At 33.7% G+C, this 18,519-nt stretch carries 16 protein-coding genes; 12 read left to right on the forward strand and 4 right to left on the reverse strand.

Annotated elements, in window-relative coordinates:
- Positions 1-3 precede the first annotated feature (3 nt).
- Genes FGM02_RS10105 through FGM02_RS10115 form a run of 3 tightly spaced genes read right to left on the reverse strand, consistent with a single transcriptional unit; the run spans position 4 to position 1,684 of the window.
- Complete coding sequence (locus FGM02_RS10105) at positions 4-489, reverse strand: Rab family GTPase (protein ID WP_139958244.1); 486 nt, start codon at positions 487-489, stop codon at positions 4-6.
- A gap of 19 nt (positions 490-508) precedes the next feature.
- Positions 509-1,327, reverse strand: coding sequence for a cell envelope biogenesis protein OmpA (locus FGM02_RS10110; protein ID WP_139958245.1), 819 nt, complete (start codon positions 1,325-1,327; stop codon positions 509-511).
- Positions 1,328-1,684, reverse strand: a complete 357-nt coding sequence (locus FGM02_RS10115) for a magnesium transporter CorA family protein (RefSeq protein ID WP_139958246.1) — start codon at positions 1,682-1,684, stop codon at positions 1,328-1,330.
- Between the two features lie 263 nt (positions 1,685-1,947).
- Here FGM02_RS10115 and FGM02_RS10120 point away from each other — a divergent pair, with 263 nt between their 5' ends.
- The 6 genes from FGM02_RS10120 (at position 1,948) to FGM02_RS10145 (ending at position 7,868) form a co-directional block, all read left to right on the forward strand.
- Positions 1,948-3,111 carry a tetrahydrodipicolinate N-succinyltransferase N-terminal domain-containing protein gene (locus FGM02_RS10120; protein ID WP_139958247.1) on the forward strand — a complete coding sequence of 388 codons (1,164 nt, stop codon included), beginning with the start codon at positions 1,948-1,950 and terminating at the stop codon, positions 3,109-3,111.
- Positions 3,112-3,367: 256 nt separating this feature from the next.
- Positions 3,368-5,131, forward strand: coding sequence for a hypothetical protein (locus FGM02_RS10125; RefSeq protein WP_139958248.1), 1,764 nt, complete (start codon positions 3,368-3,370; stop codon positions 5,129-5,131).
- Positions 5,132-5,232: 101 nt separating this feature from the next.
- On the forward strand, positions 5,233-5,865 hold the full coding sequence (locus tag FGM02_RS10130; RefSeq protein WP_139958249.1) for a hypothetical protein: 633 nt from the start codon (positions 5,233-5,235) through the stop codon (positions 5,863-5,865).
- Positions 5,866-5,930: 65 nt separating this feature from the next.
- On the forward strand, positions 5,931-6,386 hold the full coding sequence (gene smpB, locus FGM02_RS10135) for an SsrA-binding protein SmpB (protein ID WP_208021500.1): 456 nt from the start codon (positions 5,931-5,933) through the stop codon (positions 6,384-6,386).
- A gap of 50 nt (positions 6,387-6,436) precedes the next feature.
- Positions 6,437-7,282 (forward strand): geranylgeranylglycerol-phosphate geranylgeranyltransferase, encoded by an 846-nt coding sequence (locus FGM02_RS10140; protein WP_262711113.1) that lies wholly within the window; start codon positions 6,437-6,439, stop codon positions 7,280-7,282.
- A gap of 1 nt (position 7,283) precedes the next feature.
- Positions 7,284-7,868, forward strand: a complete 585-nt coding sequence (locus FGM02_RS10145; RefSeq protein ID WP_139958252.1) for a Maf-like protein — start codon at positions 7,284-7,286, stop codon at positions 7,866-7,868.
- Here FGM02_RS10145 and FGM02_RS10150 read toward each other — a convergent pair whose 3' ends face one another.
- On the reverse strand, positions 7,869-8,738 hold the full coding sequence (locus FGM02_RS10150) for a helix-turn-helix domain-containing protein (protein WP_139958253.1): 870 nt from the start codon (positions 8,736-8,738) through the stop codon (positions 7,869-7,871).
- A 152-nt stretch (positions 8,739-8,890) separates the two neighbouring features.
- Between FGM02_RS10150 and FGM02_RS10155 the strand changes: the two genes are divergently transcribed.
- The 6 genes from FGM02_RS10155 to FGM02_RS10180 form a co-directional block, all read left to right on the forward strand.
- Positions 8,891-12,136, forward strand: a complete 3,246-nt coding sequence (locus FGM02_RS10155) for a DUF1553 domain-containing protein (RefSeq protein ID WP_139958254.1) — start codon at positions 8,891-8,893, stop codon at positions 12,134-12,136.
- Between the two features lie 25 nt (positions 12,137-12,161).
- On the forward strand, positions 12,162-13,679 hold the full coding sequence (locus FGM02_RS10160) for a DUF1501 domain-containing protein (RefSeq protein WP_139958255.1): 1,518 nt from the start codon (positions 12,162-12,164) through the stop codon (positions 13,677-13,679).
- Positions 13,680-13,706: 27 nt separating this feature from the next.
- A complete protein-coding gene (locus FGM02_RS10165; RefSeq protein WP_139958256.1) occupies positions 13,707-14,816 on the forward strand; it encodes a twin-arginine translocation signal domain-containing protein in 1,110 nt (369 codons plus the stop codon).
- 84 nt (positions 14,817-14,900) lie between these two features.
- On the forward strand, positions 14,901-16,280 hold the full coding sequence (locus tag FGM02_RS10170) for a c-type cytochrome domain-containing protein (protein WP_139958257.1): 1,380 nt from the start codon (positions 14,901-14,903) through the stop codon (positions 16,278-16,280).
- A gap of 5 nt (positions 16,281-16,285) precedes the next feature.
- Complete coding sequence (locus FGM02_RS10175; protein ID WP_139958258.1) at positions 16,286-17,458, forward strand: cytochrome-c peroxidase; 1,173 nt, start codon at positions 16,286-16,288, stop codon at positions 17,456-17,458.
- A gap of 161 nt (positions 17,459-17,619) precedes the next feature.
- Positions 17,620-18,519: transketolase family protein (locus FGM02_RS10180; protein WP_139958259.1), on the forward strand; the 900-nt coding region annotated here is incomplete at its 3' end.

Here is an 18,519-nt window from a genome sequence, read left to right on the forward strand (position 1 = left end):
GTTTTATTTTATAGATTCTTTTGCCAACATTACAAATGCCTCCTCCACATTGTCATCTTCTTTTGCACTTGTTACCAAGTCTACTTTGACATTTATTTTATCGATTACCTTTTCTAATTCATCCGTGGTTAATAAATCTTTTTTATTTCCAACAATGGTAACCTCCTTTAATTTTGATAATTCTTTGATCGTTTGTACATAGTCTTCTAAATGCAAATAAGTTTCGACACGACTAACATCAAAAACCAACATGGCAGAACTAGCGCCTAAAAAATAGGCTTTTGGCACTTTTTCATTTCCTGTAGTCCCTGCAACATCCCAAATAATTAATTTTACTTGTTGGTTTTCAAATTCAACTATTTTTTTACTTACCCGTACGCCAATAGTACTAATATAGTCTTCGGAAAATTCGTTCAACACGAATCTTCGAATTAATGAAGTTTTTCCAACTCCAAAATTACCTACCAACAATACTTTTTTAGAAACCATTTCTTTAAAAAATTAACAACTATTCTGATTCTTTTTCAATCAAATGCTTTAGAAGCAAAGCATTCATTTTAGGCTCATCGTTTAGATAAGACCTGTCTTTTAAAATAATTTCTGCAATATCAATAATTTTATCTGATAATTCACTTTTAAAATCCATATTTAAAACCCCTGAAGTTGCCACAGCGATATAGATGGTTTTAAAATTTTGAATCGACAGTTGAAAAGTTTCAAATCTAATATCTTCTAAATCTTGCGCTTCTTTTGAAAAAGCATCTTCAGCAAAGGATTTAATAGCGGTTAACATTCCAGAAACCATGTCTTTATCGGCAATATTCCCTTTGGAATAGCTTCCTGCCAAAAGACCTGAATCTCGTTCAATAACAAAAACTTCTTCTATTATTGGGTGAAAAACTTCTTGTAAAACAACATCTGCATTGTTTTTTTTATTCTTAAAAAATCGCTTGATAATTTCTTTAACAGAAAATTTCTCTTTGATGGTTTTATTGATACTTTCGGTTAATTTCTCTATTTCACTAATAATAAATTTTTTAACCAACTTACCCAAAATAGGGTAAAGCGCCTCAATCACCTCATCTTGTGAGTCTCTAATTTGAATTTTTATCGTTTCTGTAATCGTATCTCCAAAGTATTCTGGAAATTTTTCTCGAAGAATTTCAATTTTTTCATCTACAAGAGGAGCCACACGCTCAGAAAATTTCTCATGTACTAAGACCTCCTCTTTTAAAGATTCTAATTCTTTTCTATCCTCTTCTAACAGTAGTTCTCTGAGCAACTCAAAACGCTTATCTTTTTGGGTATCTTCAGGTGACTTTTTCATCTATCCTTGTAACATGACCGCTATTTTTTCTAATGCTTTCCCCAATTGTCTTCTATCCGCCTTGTCGTCATTTAATTTGGCAAGTCTTTTATCAAGGTCATCGTATAAAGCATCAAACTTTTGCTCCATCAAACTTTCCAAATCAGCCAAACGCTGTTCCAAATTGGCAGTGGTTTCAAAAAGATTTTTCTCAGTATCTTCTCTAAGTTCGTTAATTTTATTGTTGACATCATCAAACTGAGCATCGTACTGCTCCATGTTTTCAGAAAAGATTAAGTCTCTTACGGCTGCAATTCTGCTATCTACAGTATTTTTTACAGGAGTTTCATTTTGTTGGTCAGGATTATTTTCTTCCATTATAGCTAATTTGGTGGTTATATGGTGAGTTGTAAAGACAAAACAAGAAAACAATTAGCTTTTTCTTGCTTTTATCAAAGACAAATATACATTAAAAAAAAACGAAAACGAAAACTAGAATGATTATCGCCATAGCACACGACACTTAACGAACAAAAAACAGCCATTTTTTTAAAATTTGAAAACAAAATGCCAAAGTATAAAACTTACATATATTAATCATTTATAATATATTTGCAGCCAATAAATCAAAGATTTCAAAAATGAATACTATAGACAACTTTAAGGAATACGTTCAAAACATAACTTCTAAATCAGGATATGCAAAACCTTTGGCTTTTGGATTGGGAATTAGAAAATCAAAAGGAGACAAAACATTAGATGTAAATTTTCCTGCGATAAATTGGGATTCTGCCTTTGGAACAGCTGCGCTTTTGCAAGATGTAACGGGATATGCTTCTGATAAAAATGGATTTGTAACGGTGTCAAAAGAACAATTGCAAAAAGCCTTTGATAATTTTGCTGCTTTTCATAATGAAATTGAAAAACACCCAAACATTGTTTTAATTCAACAATTATTAGAAAACTACAACCAACCTAAAGGATACCAAACGGTAGATGTAGTTGCTTATTTCTTATTTGATAAAGATAGCGCTGTTCAAGATGCTGTTGAAGGATATTTTAAATTACAATGTTTATCACAATTGCATGTAAAACCTCATGGTTTATCTTTAGAAGGTGTTTTTGGTCAGTTAAACAATATTGCTTGGACCAACCAAGGACCTATTTTGCCGGAAGACTTAAGTGCTGAAAGAATAAAAGCAACTTTTGCAGGTGCTACCTTAAATGTTACTCATGTTGACAAATTCCCTTATATGGTAAATTACCATGTACCAAACGGTGTACGTATTGCTTCGGGATCTCAAGTAAGATTAGGAGCACATTGTGCTGTAGGAACTACAGTAATGCCAGCTGGATACATCAACTTTAACGCAGGTACTTTAGGAAACGCCATGATTGAAGGTCGTGTTTCTGCCGGTGTTGTTGTTGGTCATGATTCTGACTTGGGAGGTGGAGTTTCAATTATGGGAACACTTTCTGGAGGAAATAAAAATGTAATTTCTATTGGAGATAAATGTTTGTTAGGAGCTAATTCTGGAACAGGAATTTCTCTTGGATTTGGATGTACTATTGCTGCTGGAGTTTATGTTACCGCTGCGGCCAAAGTTTGGTTGTACAACGAAAACAAGCAACCTATAGATATTAATGGAACTGTTGTTGAAGAAGGTGCCAATATTGTAAAAGGTGCAGAATTGAATGGAAAAGACAAATTGTTGTTTTTATTAGACAGCACAAATGGTCATTTAACGTGTAGACCGAATCCTAAAACAATTGAATTAAATGCAAGCTTGCATGTAAAAAACTAAGCATAAAATTTTAGAGATTTATAGCAAAAACCTTTCAGTAATTCTGAAAGGTTTTTTTTGTAATAAATTGTAATATTTTACGACGAAACACATACCTTTTTGATAATTTAAGGGAAATTAGTTTTTTTTCAGAATCCTCAACGAACTTAAAATCGTTGAGGATTCTTTCCTTTTAAAGCCACTATAAACATGATTAATATCATTGTTTCTACAACTAGTTCTAGCCAATTTTGTTGTCTAATTTTATATCAAAAATATGACTACAAAAACAACAGCACATACTTTCCATATCCCTGTTATGGGATTGGCATTTACGGTAGACAGCCCGATAAAAGTAGCGCAATATGGAATCTCTTCTGTAGTATCTATAGTGGATGATGTTCTTATTGAAAAAATGAATGAGTTTTACAGCAAAAAATACCAACTTCCTTTTCAAGCATACCCTACAAAAGAATTAGATTCTAGAGCCAAAAGAATTACTTCTTATTTGAATAATATGGATATTATCGTCAAAAATAAATTCCAAGAATTCAAAGAATCTCTACTTGAAAAGAAAGAAGTTTTGACAGATTATTTAGAAATGTTGCCCGACTTTTCTGAAGTAAAAACAAATTTAATTTCGCTACTTGAAAACAACGCTAGCAAAGCAACAATTCAAAAATGGATTCAAGAAAATTTGACAACTGGTGAAATAGATGTCAATATTATGACCAAGTTGGATAACGAAAATTACCATAAAAAAGAATTGTTAGGAACAGAACACAATGATGCACATGCCGCCTTAAGAGGCTTTGCTAAAAGTAATTTAAGTTCTTCTATCGTTCTTTCTGCAGGAATGAACCCTCGATTATACAGCTATTTTGAAGAGTTTGAAGATTTTTATCCTACACAAGAAAATTATCTTAAAAAGAAAATTATTCTAAAGGTAAGCGATTATAGATCGGCGATGATTCAAGGACAATTTTTTGCTAAAAAAGGTTTATGGGTTTCGGAATACAGAATTGAATCTGGATTGAATTGTGGTGGACATGCATTTGCGACCGATGGTTTGTTATTGGGTCCCATTTTAGACACCTTCAAGCAAAACAAAGAAAGTCTGATTGAAAAAACTTTTGAGACCTATAAAAAAGCTTTAGACTTAAAAGGAAAACACTGTCCTGAACAAGCCCTAAATTTAGAAATTACCGTACAAGGTGGTGTGGGTACTTCTGCCGAGCATCAATTTTTATTAGACAAATACAAAGTAAGCTCTGTTGGTTGGGGATCTCCTTTTTTATTGGTTCCAGAAGCAACAACAGTAGATGAAGAAACGCAAACTTTACTTCAAAAAGCAAAAGAAGAAGATTTGTACTTGAGTAATATTTCTCCTTTAGGTGTTCCTTTTAATAGTGTGCGAGGTGCTTCAAATGAAGTTTACAAACAAAACAGAATTCAAAACGATAAAATTGGAAGTTCTTGTCCGAAGAAATTCTTGGCTTCCAATAGACAATACACAGAAACATCCATTTGTACGGCTTCACAAAAATTTCAAAAAATTGAAATTGAAAACCTGAAAACTCAGGATTTAACAGAAGCGCAATACCAACATAAATTTGATAAAATAACCGAAAAATCTTGTTTATGCATTGGTTTGGCAAATGCTGGTTTGATTGATAAAAACATTGAAGCAAAAGAAACCAAACAAGGCGTATTGGTATGCCCTGGCCCTAACCTAGCTTATTTCGATAAAAAGGTATCTTTAAAAACAATGGTGCAGCATATTTATGGAAAAGCAAATATTATGAATGTTGCCGAAAGACCACATATGTTTGTCAAAGAATTAGAAATGTATGTCCGCTATTTCAATAAAAAACTGGAAGATTTTTTAATTACGCCCGATAAAAAACAAGAAAAATATTTGATCAAATTCAAAAACAATTTAATTGAAGGAATTTCCTATTATAAAGAATTATTTGAGGAAACAAACGACAAATTGATCTGGCGAATGAATGTCTTAAAAACACAAATCCATACCTTGTAAAACAAACCTAGTTCACACATTGTTCATAACTTAAAACATCAATATTTTTATTGATGTTTTTTTTTATTAACTTTGGTTTACCCCTAAAGTGAATTAGATTTATGAAATTATTTACCCCTATAAAGAAAGAGCAATCTTTCTTTTCAATGCTTTTTAACACGAAAAAAAGCACCAGACCCTCCCAAAATCAACTTGAAAGTATTGCCGCCAACTACACGCAATCTTTGTTCGAAAACATGAATTTCGATTTTCCATTAGCCAAACAATACGCTAAAGAAATGCGTTTCAATAGAATTATTGAGTTTAACTCTCCTGGAAACATCTTGAAAAAAATGTACGGACAGGCCAACCATAAAAGTACGGCTACCGATCAGGAAGATTTACAAATTTTTATGTACAACACCCGAATTCGCGGTGTAAAATCTATCAGTACCTTGTGTTATTTCCAAGACAAACTGATCCATTTTAATTATCAATTTGAAAACCTATCCAAACAAGAATCTATTCGAATACAAGATTATTTGTTTTATAAATACAAATTGGAATCCAAAAATACAGAAGAAATCATCTTCGATAAAAACAAAAACTTCCTTAAAATCAATAAGAAAGAAAATGCTTTCGAGTTAAATTTTTATCATTCAGAACTTCATCAGCCATCTTTCTTTAAAAAGGAAATACATAATGACAGCTATGAAATGCAGACTGCCAACTTAAATTTAAATGCTTCTTATTAAAAATTAAGTCAAATAGTGCAACTTGGTATACACATCTTGCGTATATTAATTACATTTGCACCATTATGCAAAAGAAAATCAACATACAAAATAAGAAAGCTCGTTTTGAATACGAAATTTTAGATACCTACACCGCAGGAATTCAACTTACGGGTACAGAAATAAAATCGATTAGAGAGAGCAAAGCCCGCATCACAGAAAGTTTTTGTGAATTTAATGAGCGTGGTGAATTGTTTGTGGTCAATATGTATATTGAAGAATACCTGTTTGGACATGCTTACAACCATAAACCTACCGGTGCACGTAGATTGTTATTAAACAAACGTGAATTGAAAAGGTTAGAAAAGGAAGTTAAAAATGTTGGTTTAACCATTGTACCTTTAAAACTTTTTTTAACCGATAAAGGATGGGCTAAATTATCTATTGCACTTTGTAAGGGTAAAAAATTACACGACAAAAGAAATACATTAAAGGACAGAGATAACAAAAGAGATTTGGCAAGGATTAAAAAGAATTTTTAATGCACTTTTTTTCGGCCGTTATAAAACTCATTAGATGGAAGAATCTTTTGATGTTGTTTATATCTCAATTTTTTCTGAAATATTTTTTATTTACCGAGTTTCCAATTCAGGGTCGACTTAATACTTTTCAATTTTCTTTGCTTACACTAGCCACTATTTTTATTGCCAGTGGTGGTTATATCATCAATGATATTTTTGATATTGAATGTGATCGTATTAACAAACCTCAACAGAGGTTTATTCCTAAGTTTGTTTCAAAAAAAGCGGCTTACCGCTTCTATGCTTTGTTTTCATTCCTCGGTATTTGTTGCGGTTCCGCCCTGTCCTATTTCGTAAACAAACCCTATTATTCATTTATTTTTGTAGGTATTAGTCTGCTACTTTATTTGTATTCTGCTTATTTTCAAAAAAAAATACTCATAGGAAATTTTATTATTTCCATTTTAGTCGCTGCCAATTTACTGCTCTTGGTCTTTTTTGAAACAGAAAATTATTTTCAATCCTTACAAGGCTTACGCTACGCTTACAGTCTAGCTTTATTTACCTTTCTACTTAATTTCATGAGAGAAATGGTAAAAGATATTGAAGACATTAATGGTGATTACAATGCGGGAATGAAAACGCTCCCTATACTACTAGGAACCAAAAGAACCTTAAAAATAATCGGTTTTCTAGGAGCAGTAAGCCTGTATTTTTTTATCCGATTTGTTATTGAAATTGACACGAGTGTCCTTTGGAAAAAATGTGTCTTTGTTTGTCTCATCGTACTCCCTTTTCTCTATTTTTTATTCCGTATTTCACTCAGTAAAAAAAAGGAAGAATTTCACAAACTTAGCACTTTGCTAAAAATCATATTAGGCTTAGGCCTTTTTTACATACTACTAATTTCATTTTGATATGCTTTCCAATTTAACAGATACCTACCAAATTATTTTAGCTTCTGGTTCTCCTAGAAGACAACAATTTTTAAAAGATTTAGGCCTTCCCTTTCGCATTCAATTATTTGATGTTGAAGAAATATATCCTGAAGATCTGTTTAAAAACGAAATCACAGAATATTTATCAGAATTAAAATCGAAACCTTTTGATGAAACTCTAAAAGACAACGAATTAGTCATTACCTCGGACACCATTGTTTGGTTTGACAACAAAGCTTTAGAAAAACCTAAAAATGAACAAGAAGCTTTTCAAATGCTCAAAGCCTTGTCGGGTCAAATGCATGAAGTAATTACTTCGGTTTGTATAAAAACAAAACAACATACGGAAACTATTACAGACACCACAAAGGTTTATTTTTCAGAAGTGAGTGATGAAGAAATTCAATATTACATAAGTAATTTTAAACCTTTCGATAAAGCAGGAAGCTATGGTATTCAAGAATGGATTGGCTTTATAGCCGTTGAAAAAATTGAAGGAAGCTATTTCAATGTCATGGGCTTACCCATCCATAAATTATACAAGTATTTAAAAACATTGGCCTAATTAACTACGTCCATTTTTCCGATAAGCTCCTGGAGTTATTCCTGAAACGGCTTTAAATATTTTCGAAAAGTTTGACAAATTCTCTAAGCCTACTTTATAAGCGATTTGTTTAATCGTATAATCGGTTGTTAGCAGTAACAATTGCGCACGTTCTATCCGTTTGGATTGAATATATTTTACGGGTCGCATTTTGTGCTTTTTATAAAATACTCTTGAAAAATGATCGGGACTTAAATTACTAAAACTCGACAGTTTCTTTATTGAAATATCTTGATGCAAATTTTCATTTATATACTTTAACACCTCTCTAAAACCTATAAGTCTTTCTTCTTCTGAGACTTGTTTTTTTACTTCCGATTTAATAAACCTTGAAAACAAAATGGTCAGTATTCCTTTTGTTTCTAAATATTCTGAGCTCGTCAACAATTCATTTTGCTCCTTAAAAGCCAACAAGCTAGCTCTATTGTCATACACCTCAGGATCATCATTGATCAACGCCCTATTCGGATTTAATTTCAACAATCTTTCAAAATAAAATTTATCTATTTCTGTAGCTTTAATTTCATATTTAAATTTTCTCAATTCATAAACCGAAGTATTGGTATTCATTTCCTCTATAAAACTCACATGATATTGTTTTTGAAAATCCTCACATCTATATTTACTATAGGTATAACTCGGAATCAAATACATATACCCTGGCTTCAACTCAAAATCCCTGTTGTTGTGTGTAACTACTCCTGTTCCTTCTAAAACATAATACAACCTTGAAAACGGACTGATTACATTGTCAAAATTCCATGAAGTATCTAAATCAGCAAAACCTGTATTTAATAAGGCTAGTTTTAAAGACTGTAAGGTTCTATTCATTTTCAGCTATTTTATAAATAATTAAATTCCAATTTCCTATGACAAAAGTCACCTAACAAACATAAATATCGGAAACACATATTTAGAAATCGGAAAACAACACCAAATATAAGGATGTAAATGATAATTTTACACACCAATCATTTTTATTTATGCGTTATTACAATATTTTAATTTTAGCCTTTTGTTCCTTAGGAATTTATTCTTGCAAACCAAGTTTGCCAGAGTCGGTGGAAATAGCCTATAAAAAATTACCTAAAAAATTAGATTTTAATCAACATGTAAAGCCCATTTTATCTGACAAATGTTTTTTATGTCATGGGCCCGATAAAGGAAAAATTTCTGCTGGTTTGCAATTACACCTAGCAGAAACTGCGTATGCAGAATTACCTGAAACTCCTGGTAAATTTGCAATTACTCCAAAAGACTTAAAAAACTCAGAAATCTTTCACAGAATTTTAAGTGACGATCCTAAACAAATAATGCCAACGCCAGAATCGCACTTGACTTTAAGTGCTTATGAAAAATCTGTTTTAATTAAATGGATTGAACAAGGTGCTGAATACAAAGATCACTGGGCTTTTTCCGAAGTTAGCAATCCTAAAGTTCCTAAAATTAAAAATACCGAATTGGCCAATAATCCAATTGACCATTTCGTTTTTACCAAATTAGCACAAAACAATTTAAGCCCTGCTAAAAGAGCTGATAAAGAAACTTTATTAAGAAGAGCTTCCTTTGATTTAATTGGCTTACCACCTACCGAAGCCGAGTTAGACGCTTTTGTTAACGACAACTCAGACAATGCTTTTGAAAAACAACTAGACCGTTTATTAGCATCGCCACATTACGGAGAACAAAGAACCTTAGACTGGATGGATGTTGCACGTTATGCAGATACCCATGGTTATAGTAACGACCGCTACAGAGATACTTCTCCTTGGAGAGATTGGGTTATCAAAGCTTTTAATGAAAACATGCCTTATGATCAATTTCTTACTTGGCAGCTGGCTGGAGATTTATTGCCAAACGCCACTCGCGAGCAAAAATTAGCAACTACTTACAACCGTCTGCATCCTCAAAATATTGAAGGAGGAATTATTGATGAAGAATTTAGAGTTGAATATGTTGCCGATAGAACCGCAACTGTAAGTCAAGGAATGTTAGGTTTATCTTATGCTTGTGCTAAATGCCATGATCATAAATACGATCCAATTTCTCAAAAAGATTATTACGAATTGTTCGCCTTTTTTAACAATGTAGATGAAACCGGATTGATTCCTTGGGATTTAGCCACTCCAGTTCCTGCTATGTTATTGCCTACAAAACAGCAAGAAGATGTATTGGCTTATTTAGAAGGAATTACAAAAGAAACCGAAGAAAAAGTTAAAAACACCGCTTCCATAGAGTCTGAAAAAGCTCACAAATGGATTGCTAACAATCGTTACAAAACTATTCCCAACACCCCTAGCTCAAAAGGCTTGGTGGCTCAATTCGACTTTAATAACGGGAAACTTACAAATAAAATTAGAACGAAGAAGAAAAATAAAATCCAAATGAGACAGCAGTTTGTTCAAAACGAACCTGTTGTATTTAAAAAAGGAAAAACGGGTAAAGGTTTGGCCATGGATGGTGATACTTGGATGGACTTAGACAGTATTGGAGTTTTTAAAAGAAACCAACCTTTTAGTATTGGAATCGAAATTTTTGTTCCCGCTAAACTTGAAGAAGGAGTGATTTTCCATAAAATGAATAGTCCTGAATTGCATAGTTTTAGAGGATATCATTTAAAAATAAAAGACAACAAACTGGAAGCTTTATTAGCTCATGTATACCCAGACAATGCAATTGTTGTAGAGTCGTTAAAAGAAATTCCTAAAGAAAAATGGGTACATGTAACGATGACATACAACGGTTCTAGTAAGGCCGATGGCGTATCTATTTTTATGGATGGAGAAAAACTACAAACCAAAACCGTTTTCGATAATTTATACAAAGACATTATTTTTCATGGCTTAAGACTTTATGGTAAAGGACCTAGATTAGAGCCGGGACTTCGTATTGGAGCCGTATGGAGAGGTAAAGGAATTGGAGGAGCTACGGTTGATGATTTAGCCGTTTATGACAGAGAATTAAGCGAAATTGAAGTCATGCAACTAGCCAAATCTGAAAATTTGACTAAACTTAAGAAAACTAGTTTCGAAAATTTATCCGACACAGAAAAAAATAGCTTACGTAAGTACTATTTGGCAACAAATTCTAAAGCTTACAGCAATGTTTTACATAAATTAGAATTAGACAGATTGGCGTATGTAGATAGCATCGACAAAGTAAAACAAATAATGGTGCTTAAAGAAAGTAAGCTAAACAGACAAGCTTACATTTTAGACCGAGGAAATTATGATTCTCCTACAGATTCTGTATTCCCTAATGTGCCGGAAAGAATTTTCCCTATGGATGAAAGTCTACCTAAAAACAGGTTAGGTTTGGCCAAATGGATTACAGACAAAGACAATCCATTAACACCACGTGTTACTGTAAACAGATACTGGCAAAATTTATTTGGAAGAGGAATCGTAAATACCTCAGAAGATTTTGGGAATCAAGGAGAATTGCCAAGTCACCCAGAACTTTTAGATTGGTTGGCAACTACTTTTGTAGCCTCTGGTTGGGATGTAAAAAAACTACATAAAGAAATTATGATGTCTCATACCTACCAACAAAGCTCTATTGTTAGTGAAGATTTATTAAAAAATGACAGAGACAATAAACTACTTGCTAGGGGCCCTGCTGTTCGATTGACAGGAGAAATGTTAAGAGACAATGCTTTGTTCGCTTCTGGTTTGTTAAACACAACAATTGGTGGAGAAAGTGTAAAACCTTATCAACCTAAAGGTTTGTGGAAAGTAAATGGAGGACATTACGAGCAAGATGGTGAAGAAGGATTGTACAGAAGAAGTATGTATACAATTTGGAAACGTTCAGTTCCAAATCCTACCTTAGCTACTTTTGATACGCCTAATAGAGATCTTTGTAATTCTCGTAGACAAAAAACAAATACACCTCTACAAGCACTGGTTATTTTAAATGACCCAACCTATGTAGAAGCTTCAAGAGTTTTAGGAAAACAAATGACTTTGGCAGATAGCCTTAGCGAAGGAATTCAACAAACCTTCAGAAAATTAACAGGGAGACATATTACAGACAAAGAATTGGAGGTCTTAACAGAACTGCAAAAATCTGAATATGAAAAATTCAAAAAGCATCCTGAAAAAACAAAAGGTTGGTTAAATACTGGAGCTTTTAAAATTGACGCAACAGACGACAAAGCTTTGATTACCGCCAATGCTATTGTAGCCAGTACCATTATGAATACAGATGCTAGCATCACCAAAAGATAAATTGTTAACCTACAAATAAAAAATTATGTGTAACAATCACGAACATAAAAAGTTAACATCTAACAATAGAGATTTACAAGAAATTGAAAAGCAATTAGATAGAAGGCATTTTTTAAAGAAAACCTCTTTAGGTTTAGGTGCTATTGCTTTAGGTAGTCTTTTAGGAACTGAAAAATTATGGGCCGCAGGAAGTCAGGAACAAACTACTGAGAAAATTCTAGCTGCTTACAATAAAAACAGACTAGGATTGCCTCACCATTTACCAAAAGCCAAAAGAATAATTTATTTATTCCAAAGTGGTGGGCCTTCACAAATGGATTTGTTTGATTACAAACCCAAATTAACAGACATGTTTGGTAAGGAATTACCTGATTCAATTATAGGCGGACAAAGACTAACAGGAATGAGTGGCGCACAAAGTACCTTGCCTATTGCTCCTTCTACTTTTAAATTCAAGCAATATGGTAAATCCAGAGCTTGGGTTAGTGAAGTTATGCCACATTTATCTGAAGTAGTAGACGATCTTTGTTTTATCAAAGGAATGCAAACCGATCAAATTAACCATACACCGGCCATTACTTTTATGCAAACCGGACATCAATTACCGGGTAGACCTGCAATTGGATCTTGGCTAAGTTATGGTTTGGGTTCTGACAATGAAAACTTACCTACTTTTATTACCTTAGTTTCTAAAAATGGAAAAGGGCAACCCCTAAAAGCTAGTTTATGGGGAAATGGTTTTTTACCTACAGAACACCAAGGAGTTCAGTTTAGATCGGGTAAAGATCCTGTACTCTATTTAACAGACCCTGAAAACTATGACGGTCACGATCGTAGACATATGCTAGATTACCTAAGCCATTTAAATGATCTTCAAACAGATACTTACGGAGATCCTGAAATTCAAGCAAGAATGGCACAGTATGAAATGGCATTTAAAATGCAAACTTCTGTACCTGAAGTAACCGATATTAAAGACGAGCCTGAACATATTTTTGATATGTACGGAAAAGATAGTAGAGACCCAGGAACCTATGCTGCGAACTGTTTAATGGCCAGAAAACTCTTAGAAAAAGGAGTGAAATTTGTGCAATTATACCACCAAGGATGGGACCAACACAACTACTGCCCAGGCGGAGTAAAAAGTCAATCTAAAAAAACAGACCAAGCAACGGCTGCCCTAATTAAAGATTTAAAACAACGTGGAATGTTAGAAGACACTTTGGTTGTTTGGGGTGGAGAATTTGGTAGAACTGTTTATTCTCAAGGACAATTAACAGCTAACAATTATGGTAGAGATCATCATCCAAAAGCCTTTACTATGTGGATGGCTGGTGCTGGTGTAAAACCTGGTTTTTCTTATGGAGAAACAGATGACTTTAGCTACAACGTCACTAAAGACCCTGTACATGTACACGATTTCCATGCTACTTTAATGCACTTATTTGGTGTCGATCATGAAAAGCTGACCTTTAAACATCAAGGAAGACGCTATCGTTTGACAGATGTTCATGGACATGTTGTAAAGGATTTATTAACGTAACTAACCAAAACCACTCTAGATAAGATTATGGAAAAATCTCGTAGAAATTTTATAAAAAACTCAGCATTGGCGGGTGTCGCACTTGCAGCAACACCAACCTTTGGTTTTCACATGATGAAAAAACCGTTGGAAAAAGAAACCATTTTAGGTCATGGTGATTATCAATACAAATTAGTTAGAGATTGGGCTCAAATGAGTTCTATTGAAACACCTTTGCTTAATTGTCACGAAATGCAAATGGACAGCAAAGGGAGATTGGTCATGATTGGTGATCATCCAAGAAATAATGTGATCATTTTTGATAAGTCGGGGAATGTTATTGATTCTTGGGGTACCGCCTATCCTGGTGGTCATGGATTGACTATTTCTGACGAAGGTGGTGAAGATTTTTTATTTTTGGCCGACTCTGGATGGTTTTTAAATAAAAGCGGAAAATGGACCAAACACAATGGACGTATTGCTAAAACGACCATGGATGGTAGAGTTGTTTTTGATATTGGACACCCAGTAACTATTGGCGTTTACAAACCAGGTGAATCATTTTGCCCTACAGAAACTGCTATCGGGCCTAACGGAGATATTTATGTTGCGGATGGTTATGGAATGAGTAGAATTATTCAATACGACTACAACGGAAGATATATTAGACATTGGGGTGGTTCTGACAATCCTGATAAAAACTACCAACTAAAAAGTGCACATGGTGTCGCTATAGATTATAGAGATCCTAAAAACCCAATGGTGGTTTGTACTTCTAGAAATCAAGCTTCTTTTAAGTGGTTTACTTTGGATGGAAAATATATTAAAACCTTACACTTACCTAATATGCAGGTTTGCCGTCCGGTATTCGACGATCAAAATTTATATGCTGGTGTTTGTTGGTCTCAACCCGAAGTAGGAAAAACAAATTGGAAACAACCAACAGGATTTGTTACTATTTTAGAAGGAGATACCGTTGTTTCAAATCCAGGTGCTACGGCTCCAATATATGTAGGTGGCGAATTGCAAAAATCATATCAACTTACTGAACGTCCTATTTCTCATGGTCATGATGTATGTATTGATAATGATAAAAATATTTATGTATGCCAATGGAGAGCCGACAAAACGCCTCCTTTAAAATTAGAACGCATCTAATTCTAACGCTACAAAAACGAACGTGTTATTAAAAAATTAATTCCACAACAACGCTAGCATGCGTTTCTAAATAAATTATTTAAAATGAACGAAGTACCTGATTTTGTATTGTTTCTTGGCCGATTTCACCCATTGGTTGTGCATTTACCCATCGGTTTTTTAACCTTTGCTTTTCTCTTAGAAATTTTCAGCAAATGGAAAAATAATAAGGAATTAAGAAGTGCTATTCCTTACGCCCTATTCTTTAGTTTTGTTACAGCTGCTAAAGCCTGTACATTAGGTTATATGTTGTCTTTAAGTGGCGAATATGACGGCGAAATGTTGGATGGTCATTTTTGGTTTGGAATTGCAACAACCGTCGCAACTTTATTTGCTTGGCTAATTAGTATTGATAAAATTAAATTTATTCAATTGAAAAGCTTTAAGTCCAATATTGCCAGTTTAACCTTGTTAGTTGCATTGATAAGTATTACTGGGCATTATGGAGGAAACCTTACTCATGGTTCTGACTATTTAACAAAATATGCTCCTTTTACAGACAAACCTGTAAAAATTCTTCCGCCAAAAACCATGGAAGAAGTTGCCTACTTTGACCATATTGTCAACCCAATTCTACAAGACAAATGTGCCAGTTGTCACAATGCCTCTAAAAAGAAAGGTGGACTTTCCTTTGAAAATCAGGAGATGATTTTAAAAGGTGGTAAAAAAGGATTGGCTGTAGTTGCTGGTGATCTTTCTAAATCAGATTTAATACACCGGGTTTCTTTAAGCGACCACGATGAAGATTTTATGCCGCCAGAAGGAAAAACGCCTTTAACAGAAGAAGAAATAAAATTGATCAGTTATTGGATTGAAAGTGCCAAGGCCGATTTTACCACAAAATTAATGGCAATTGAAAATCATAGCAAAATACTACCCATTGCGGCTAGTTATTTAAAATTAGACGGTAGTGCGGAAGCAGCACTTCCTAAAGTGGCCGCTGTAGACAGTCTTGTTATTGCAGACTTAATTAATGCTGGTTTTGCCATTAGAGAATTGGTGTTTGATGCGCATATTTATGATGTGGTATTGCCTACACAAACGGCTAGTACCAATGAAGAATTCACTACGCTTCTAAAGAAATTAGAAAAAATTAAAGATCATGTATTTTGGTTAGAGTTAGAGGATAACTTTGTTACCGATGAAAACTTACAAACCTTAACTACTTTTTCAAACTTGACAAAACTGAAGTTGGCAAAAAATCCAATTAGCGATGCGGGAATTACTTCTTTAGAAAAAATGGTAAAACTTGAAAGTTTGAATTTGTACGAAACAAAAATTACAGCCTCTTCTTTAGATTCTTTTCTAAAATTCAAAAAATTAAAAAGCGTTTATTTGTGGAAAACAAGTATTACAAAAGAAGAACTCACAAATTTTGAAACAACAAATGAACTTCCTAAACTTTATTTAGGAATGAAAAAATAAACAATATGCGGTACAAGATTGCTACTATATCGGCTAGTATTATTATTTGTCTATTGGCAATCAGCTCGTGCAATCAGAAAGAAAAAAAGGCTAAAGTGGATGTGAATTCCGTGTATACGCCTTTACCCGAGAAAGTAATTTCCCCTAAAAACAATCCTTCATCAAAAGAAAAAATTTCTTTGGGGAAATTACTTTTTTACGATCCAATTCTTTCAGGAAACAAAGATGTTGCTTGTGCCAGTTGCCACCATCCTGAATTTGGCTATGCCGAAGCATTAGACCTTTCTATAGGAGTTAATGGTCATGGACTTAGCAGCAATCGTAAATTTAAAATTCCAAACAGCATTCCACTTGTAAAAAGAAATGCACATACCATTTTAAATGCTGCCTACAACGGAATTGGTATTGATGGCAAATACCATCCACTAAAAGCGCCCATGTTTTGGGACAATAGAGAGCAGAGTTTAGAAGACCAAGTTTTGGGACCTATACAATCTCTTGAAGAAATGAGAGGTACAAAAATTTCTGCTGACGCTATTTTAGATACGCTGGTCAACCGTTTAAAAGGCATTCCTGAATACGTAAAATTATTTGACGATGTGTTCCCTGATAAAAATTCCATCTCCAAAGAAAATATAGCCAAAGCAATTGCTTGTTTTGAAAGAAGTTTGACAACGCCTAACTCCCGCTTTGATCAATTTTTAAAAGGAGATTTAGATGCCATATCCCAAGGAGAAAAGGACGGTTTTGAATTGTTTAAAAAAGCAAAATGCACCGATTGCCACAATGGCCCCATGTTTACCGATTATAAAATTCATGTTTTGGGAGTTCCTGACAATGAAAAATTAGGCTATTCAGATACAGGTTACGAAAAAACTTATGGTTTTAGAACCCCAACCCTAAGAAATTTAAGATATACTGCACCCTATATGCACAATGGAAAATTTAAAACCTTGCAACAAGTTTTAGAATTTTATGAAGACATTGCATCCGGACATTCCGAAAATCCCTTGATCAAAGATTCTCAATTGGATACGCTTAACAAAGGAATTAATTTAAAAGTAAAAGATATGAGTACCATTATTTCTTTTTTCAACACCTTAAATTCCGACAATTTCGACAAAGAAATTCCTAGGGAAGTCCCAAGTAAATTACCTGTTGGCGGAAATATACAATAGGCGTATAAACCCCTTTAACACATCACTAATACCCAAGTTTTCCTTATCGATTTTAAGAATTTATAACACTTTTTGGCTTCCCTAAAAAAGAAGCGCTAATAAATTCTAAAAACTATTTTAAATTAGTACTTTTGCTCTCGATTAATAACATACAACATATAATGAAAAAATATACGTTTACCGAGAAAAAAGATACTCGTTCTGGATTTGGAGCTGGTTTAGCTGAATTAGGAAGAACTAACCCAAATGTAGTAGCACTTTGTGCTGATTTAATTGGTTCTTTAAAAATGGACAAATTTATTGAAGAAAATCCAGAAAGATTTTTTCAAATTGGTATTGCTGAAGCGAACATGATCGGTATCGCTGCTGGATTAACAATTGGTGGTAAAATTCCTTTTACAGGAACTTTCGCTAACTTTTCTACAGGTAGAGTTTATGATCAAATCCGTCAATCTGTTGCTTATTCTGATAAAAACGTAAAAATTTGTGCTTCTCATGCAGGTTTAACGCTTGGAGAAGATGGAGCAACTCACCAAATATTGGAAGACATCGGTTTGATGAAAATGTTACCCGGTATGACTGTTATTAATACATGTGACTACAACCAAACAGAAGCTGCTACTATTGCTATTGCTGCTCATGAAGGGCCTGTTTACTTGCGTTTTGGACGTCCGGTTGTGCCTATTTACATGCCGAAACATACAGATACAGAACACGAAAATAAATTTGTTATTGGAAAAGCCATCCAATTAACAGAAGGTGCTGATGTAACCATTGTTGCTACTGGACACTTAGTTTGGGAAGCATTACAAGCCTCTGAGCAATTAGAAGAATTAGGAATTTCTGCTGAAGTTTTAAACATGCACACTATAAAACCTTTGGATGCAGAAGCAGTATTGGCTTCTGTTGCTAAAACAGGTTGTATTGTTACTGCTGAAGAGCATAACTATATGGGTGGTTTAGGTGAAAGCATTTCTGGAGTATTGGCTAAAAACAGCCCAGTACCTCAAGAATTTGTAGCTGTGAATGATAGTTTTGGAGAATCTGGAACTCCTGCTCAA

Source organism: Flavicella sediminum, assembly GCF_006381105.1.
Classification (GTDB): Bacteria; Bacteroidota; Bacteroidia; order Flavobacteriales; family Flavobacteriaceae; genus Flavicella; species Flavicella sediminum.

Excerpts from the sequence above, each read along its gene's own strand:
- FGM02_RS10105 (WP_139958244.1), bottom strand. The coding sequence starts at position 489 with ATGGTTTCTAAAAAAGTATTGTTGGTAGGTAATTTTGGAGTTGGAAAA.
- FGM02_RS10110 (WP_139958245.1), bottom strand. The coding sequence starts at position 1,327 with ATGAAAAAGTCACCTGAAGATACCCAAAAAGATAAGCGTTTTGAGTTG.
- FGM02_RS10115 (WP_139958246.1), bottom strand. The coding sequence starts at position 1,684 with ATGGAAGAAAATAATCCTGACCAACAAAATGAAACTCCTGTAAAAAAT.
- FGM02_RS10120 (WP_139958247.1), top strand. The coding sequence starts at position 1,948 with ATGAATACTATAGACAACTTTAAGGAATACGTTCAAAACATAACTTCT.
- FGM02_RS10125 (WP_139958248.1), top strand. The coding sequence starts at position 3,368 with ATGACTACAAAAACAACAGCACATACTTTCCATATCCCTGTTATGGGA.
- FGM02_RS10130 (WP_139958249.1), top strand. The coding sequence starts at position 5,233 with ATGAAATTATTTACCCCTATAAAGAAAGAGCAATCTTTCTTTTCAATG.
- smpB (WP_208021500.1), top strand. The coding sequence starts at position 5,931 with ATGCAAAAGAAAATCAACATACAAAATAAGAAAGCTCGTTTTGAATAC.
- FGM02_RS10140 (WP_262711113.1), top strand. The coding sequence starts at position 6,437 with ATGTTGTTTATATCTCAATTTTTTCTGAAATATTTTTTATTTACCGAG.
- FGM02_RS10145 (WP_139958252.1), top strand. The coding sequence starts at position 7,284 with ATGCTTTCCAATTTAACAGATACCTACCAAATTATTTTAGCTTCTGGT.
- FGM02_RS10150 (WP_139958253.1), bottom strand. The coding sequence starts at position 8,738 with ATGAATAGAACCTTACAGTCTTTAAAACTAGCCTTATTAAATACAGGT.
- FGM02_RS10155 (WP_139958254.1), top strand. The coding sequence starts at position 8,891 with ATGCGTTATTACAATATTTTAATTTTAGCCTTTTGTTCCTTAGGAATT.
- FGM02_RS10160 (WP_139958255.1), top strand. The coding sequence starts at position 12,162 with ATGTGTAACAATCACGAACATAAAAAGTTAACATCTAACAATAGAGAT.
- FGM02_RS10165 (WP_139958256.1), top strand. The coding sequence starts at position 13,707 with ATGGAAAAATCTCGTAGAAATTTTATAAAAAACTCAGCATTGGCGGGT.
- FGM02_RS10170 (WP_139958257.1), top strand. The coding sequence starts at position 14,901 with ATGAACGAAGTACCTGATTTTGTATTGTTTCTTGGCCGATTTCACCCA.
- FGM02_RS10175 (WP_139958258.1), top strand. The coding sequence starts at position 16,286 with ATGCGGTACAAGATTGCTACTATATCGGCTAGTATTATTATTTGTCTA.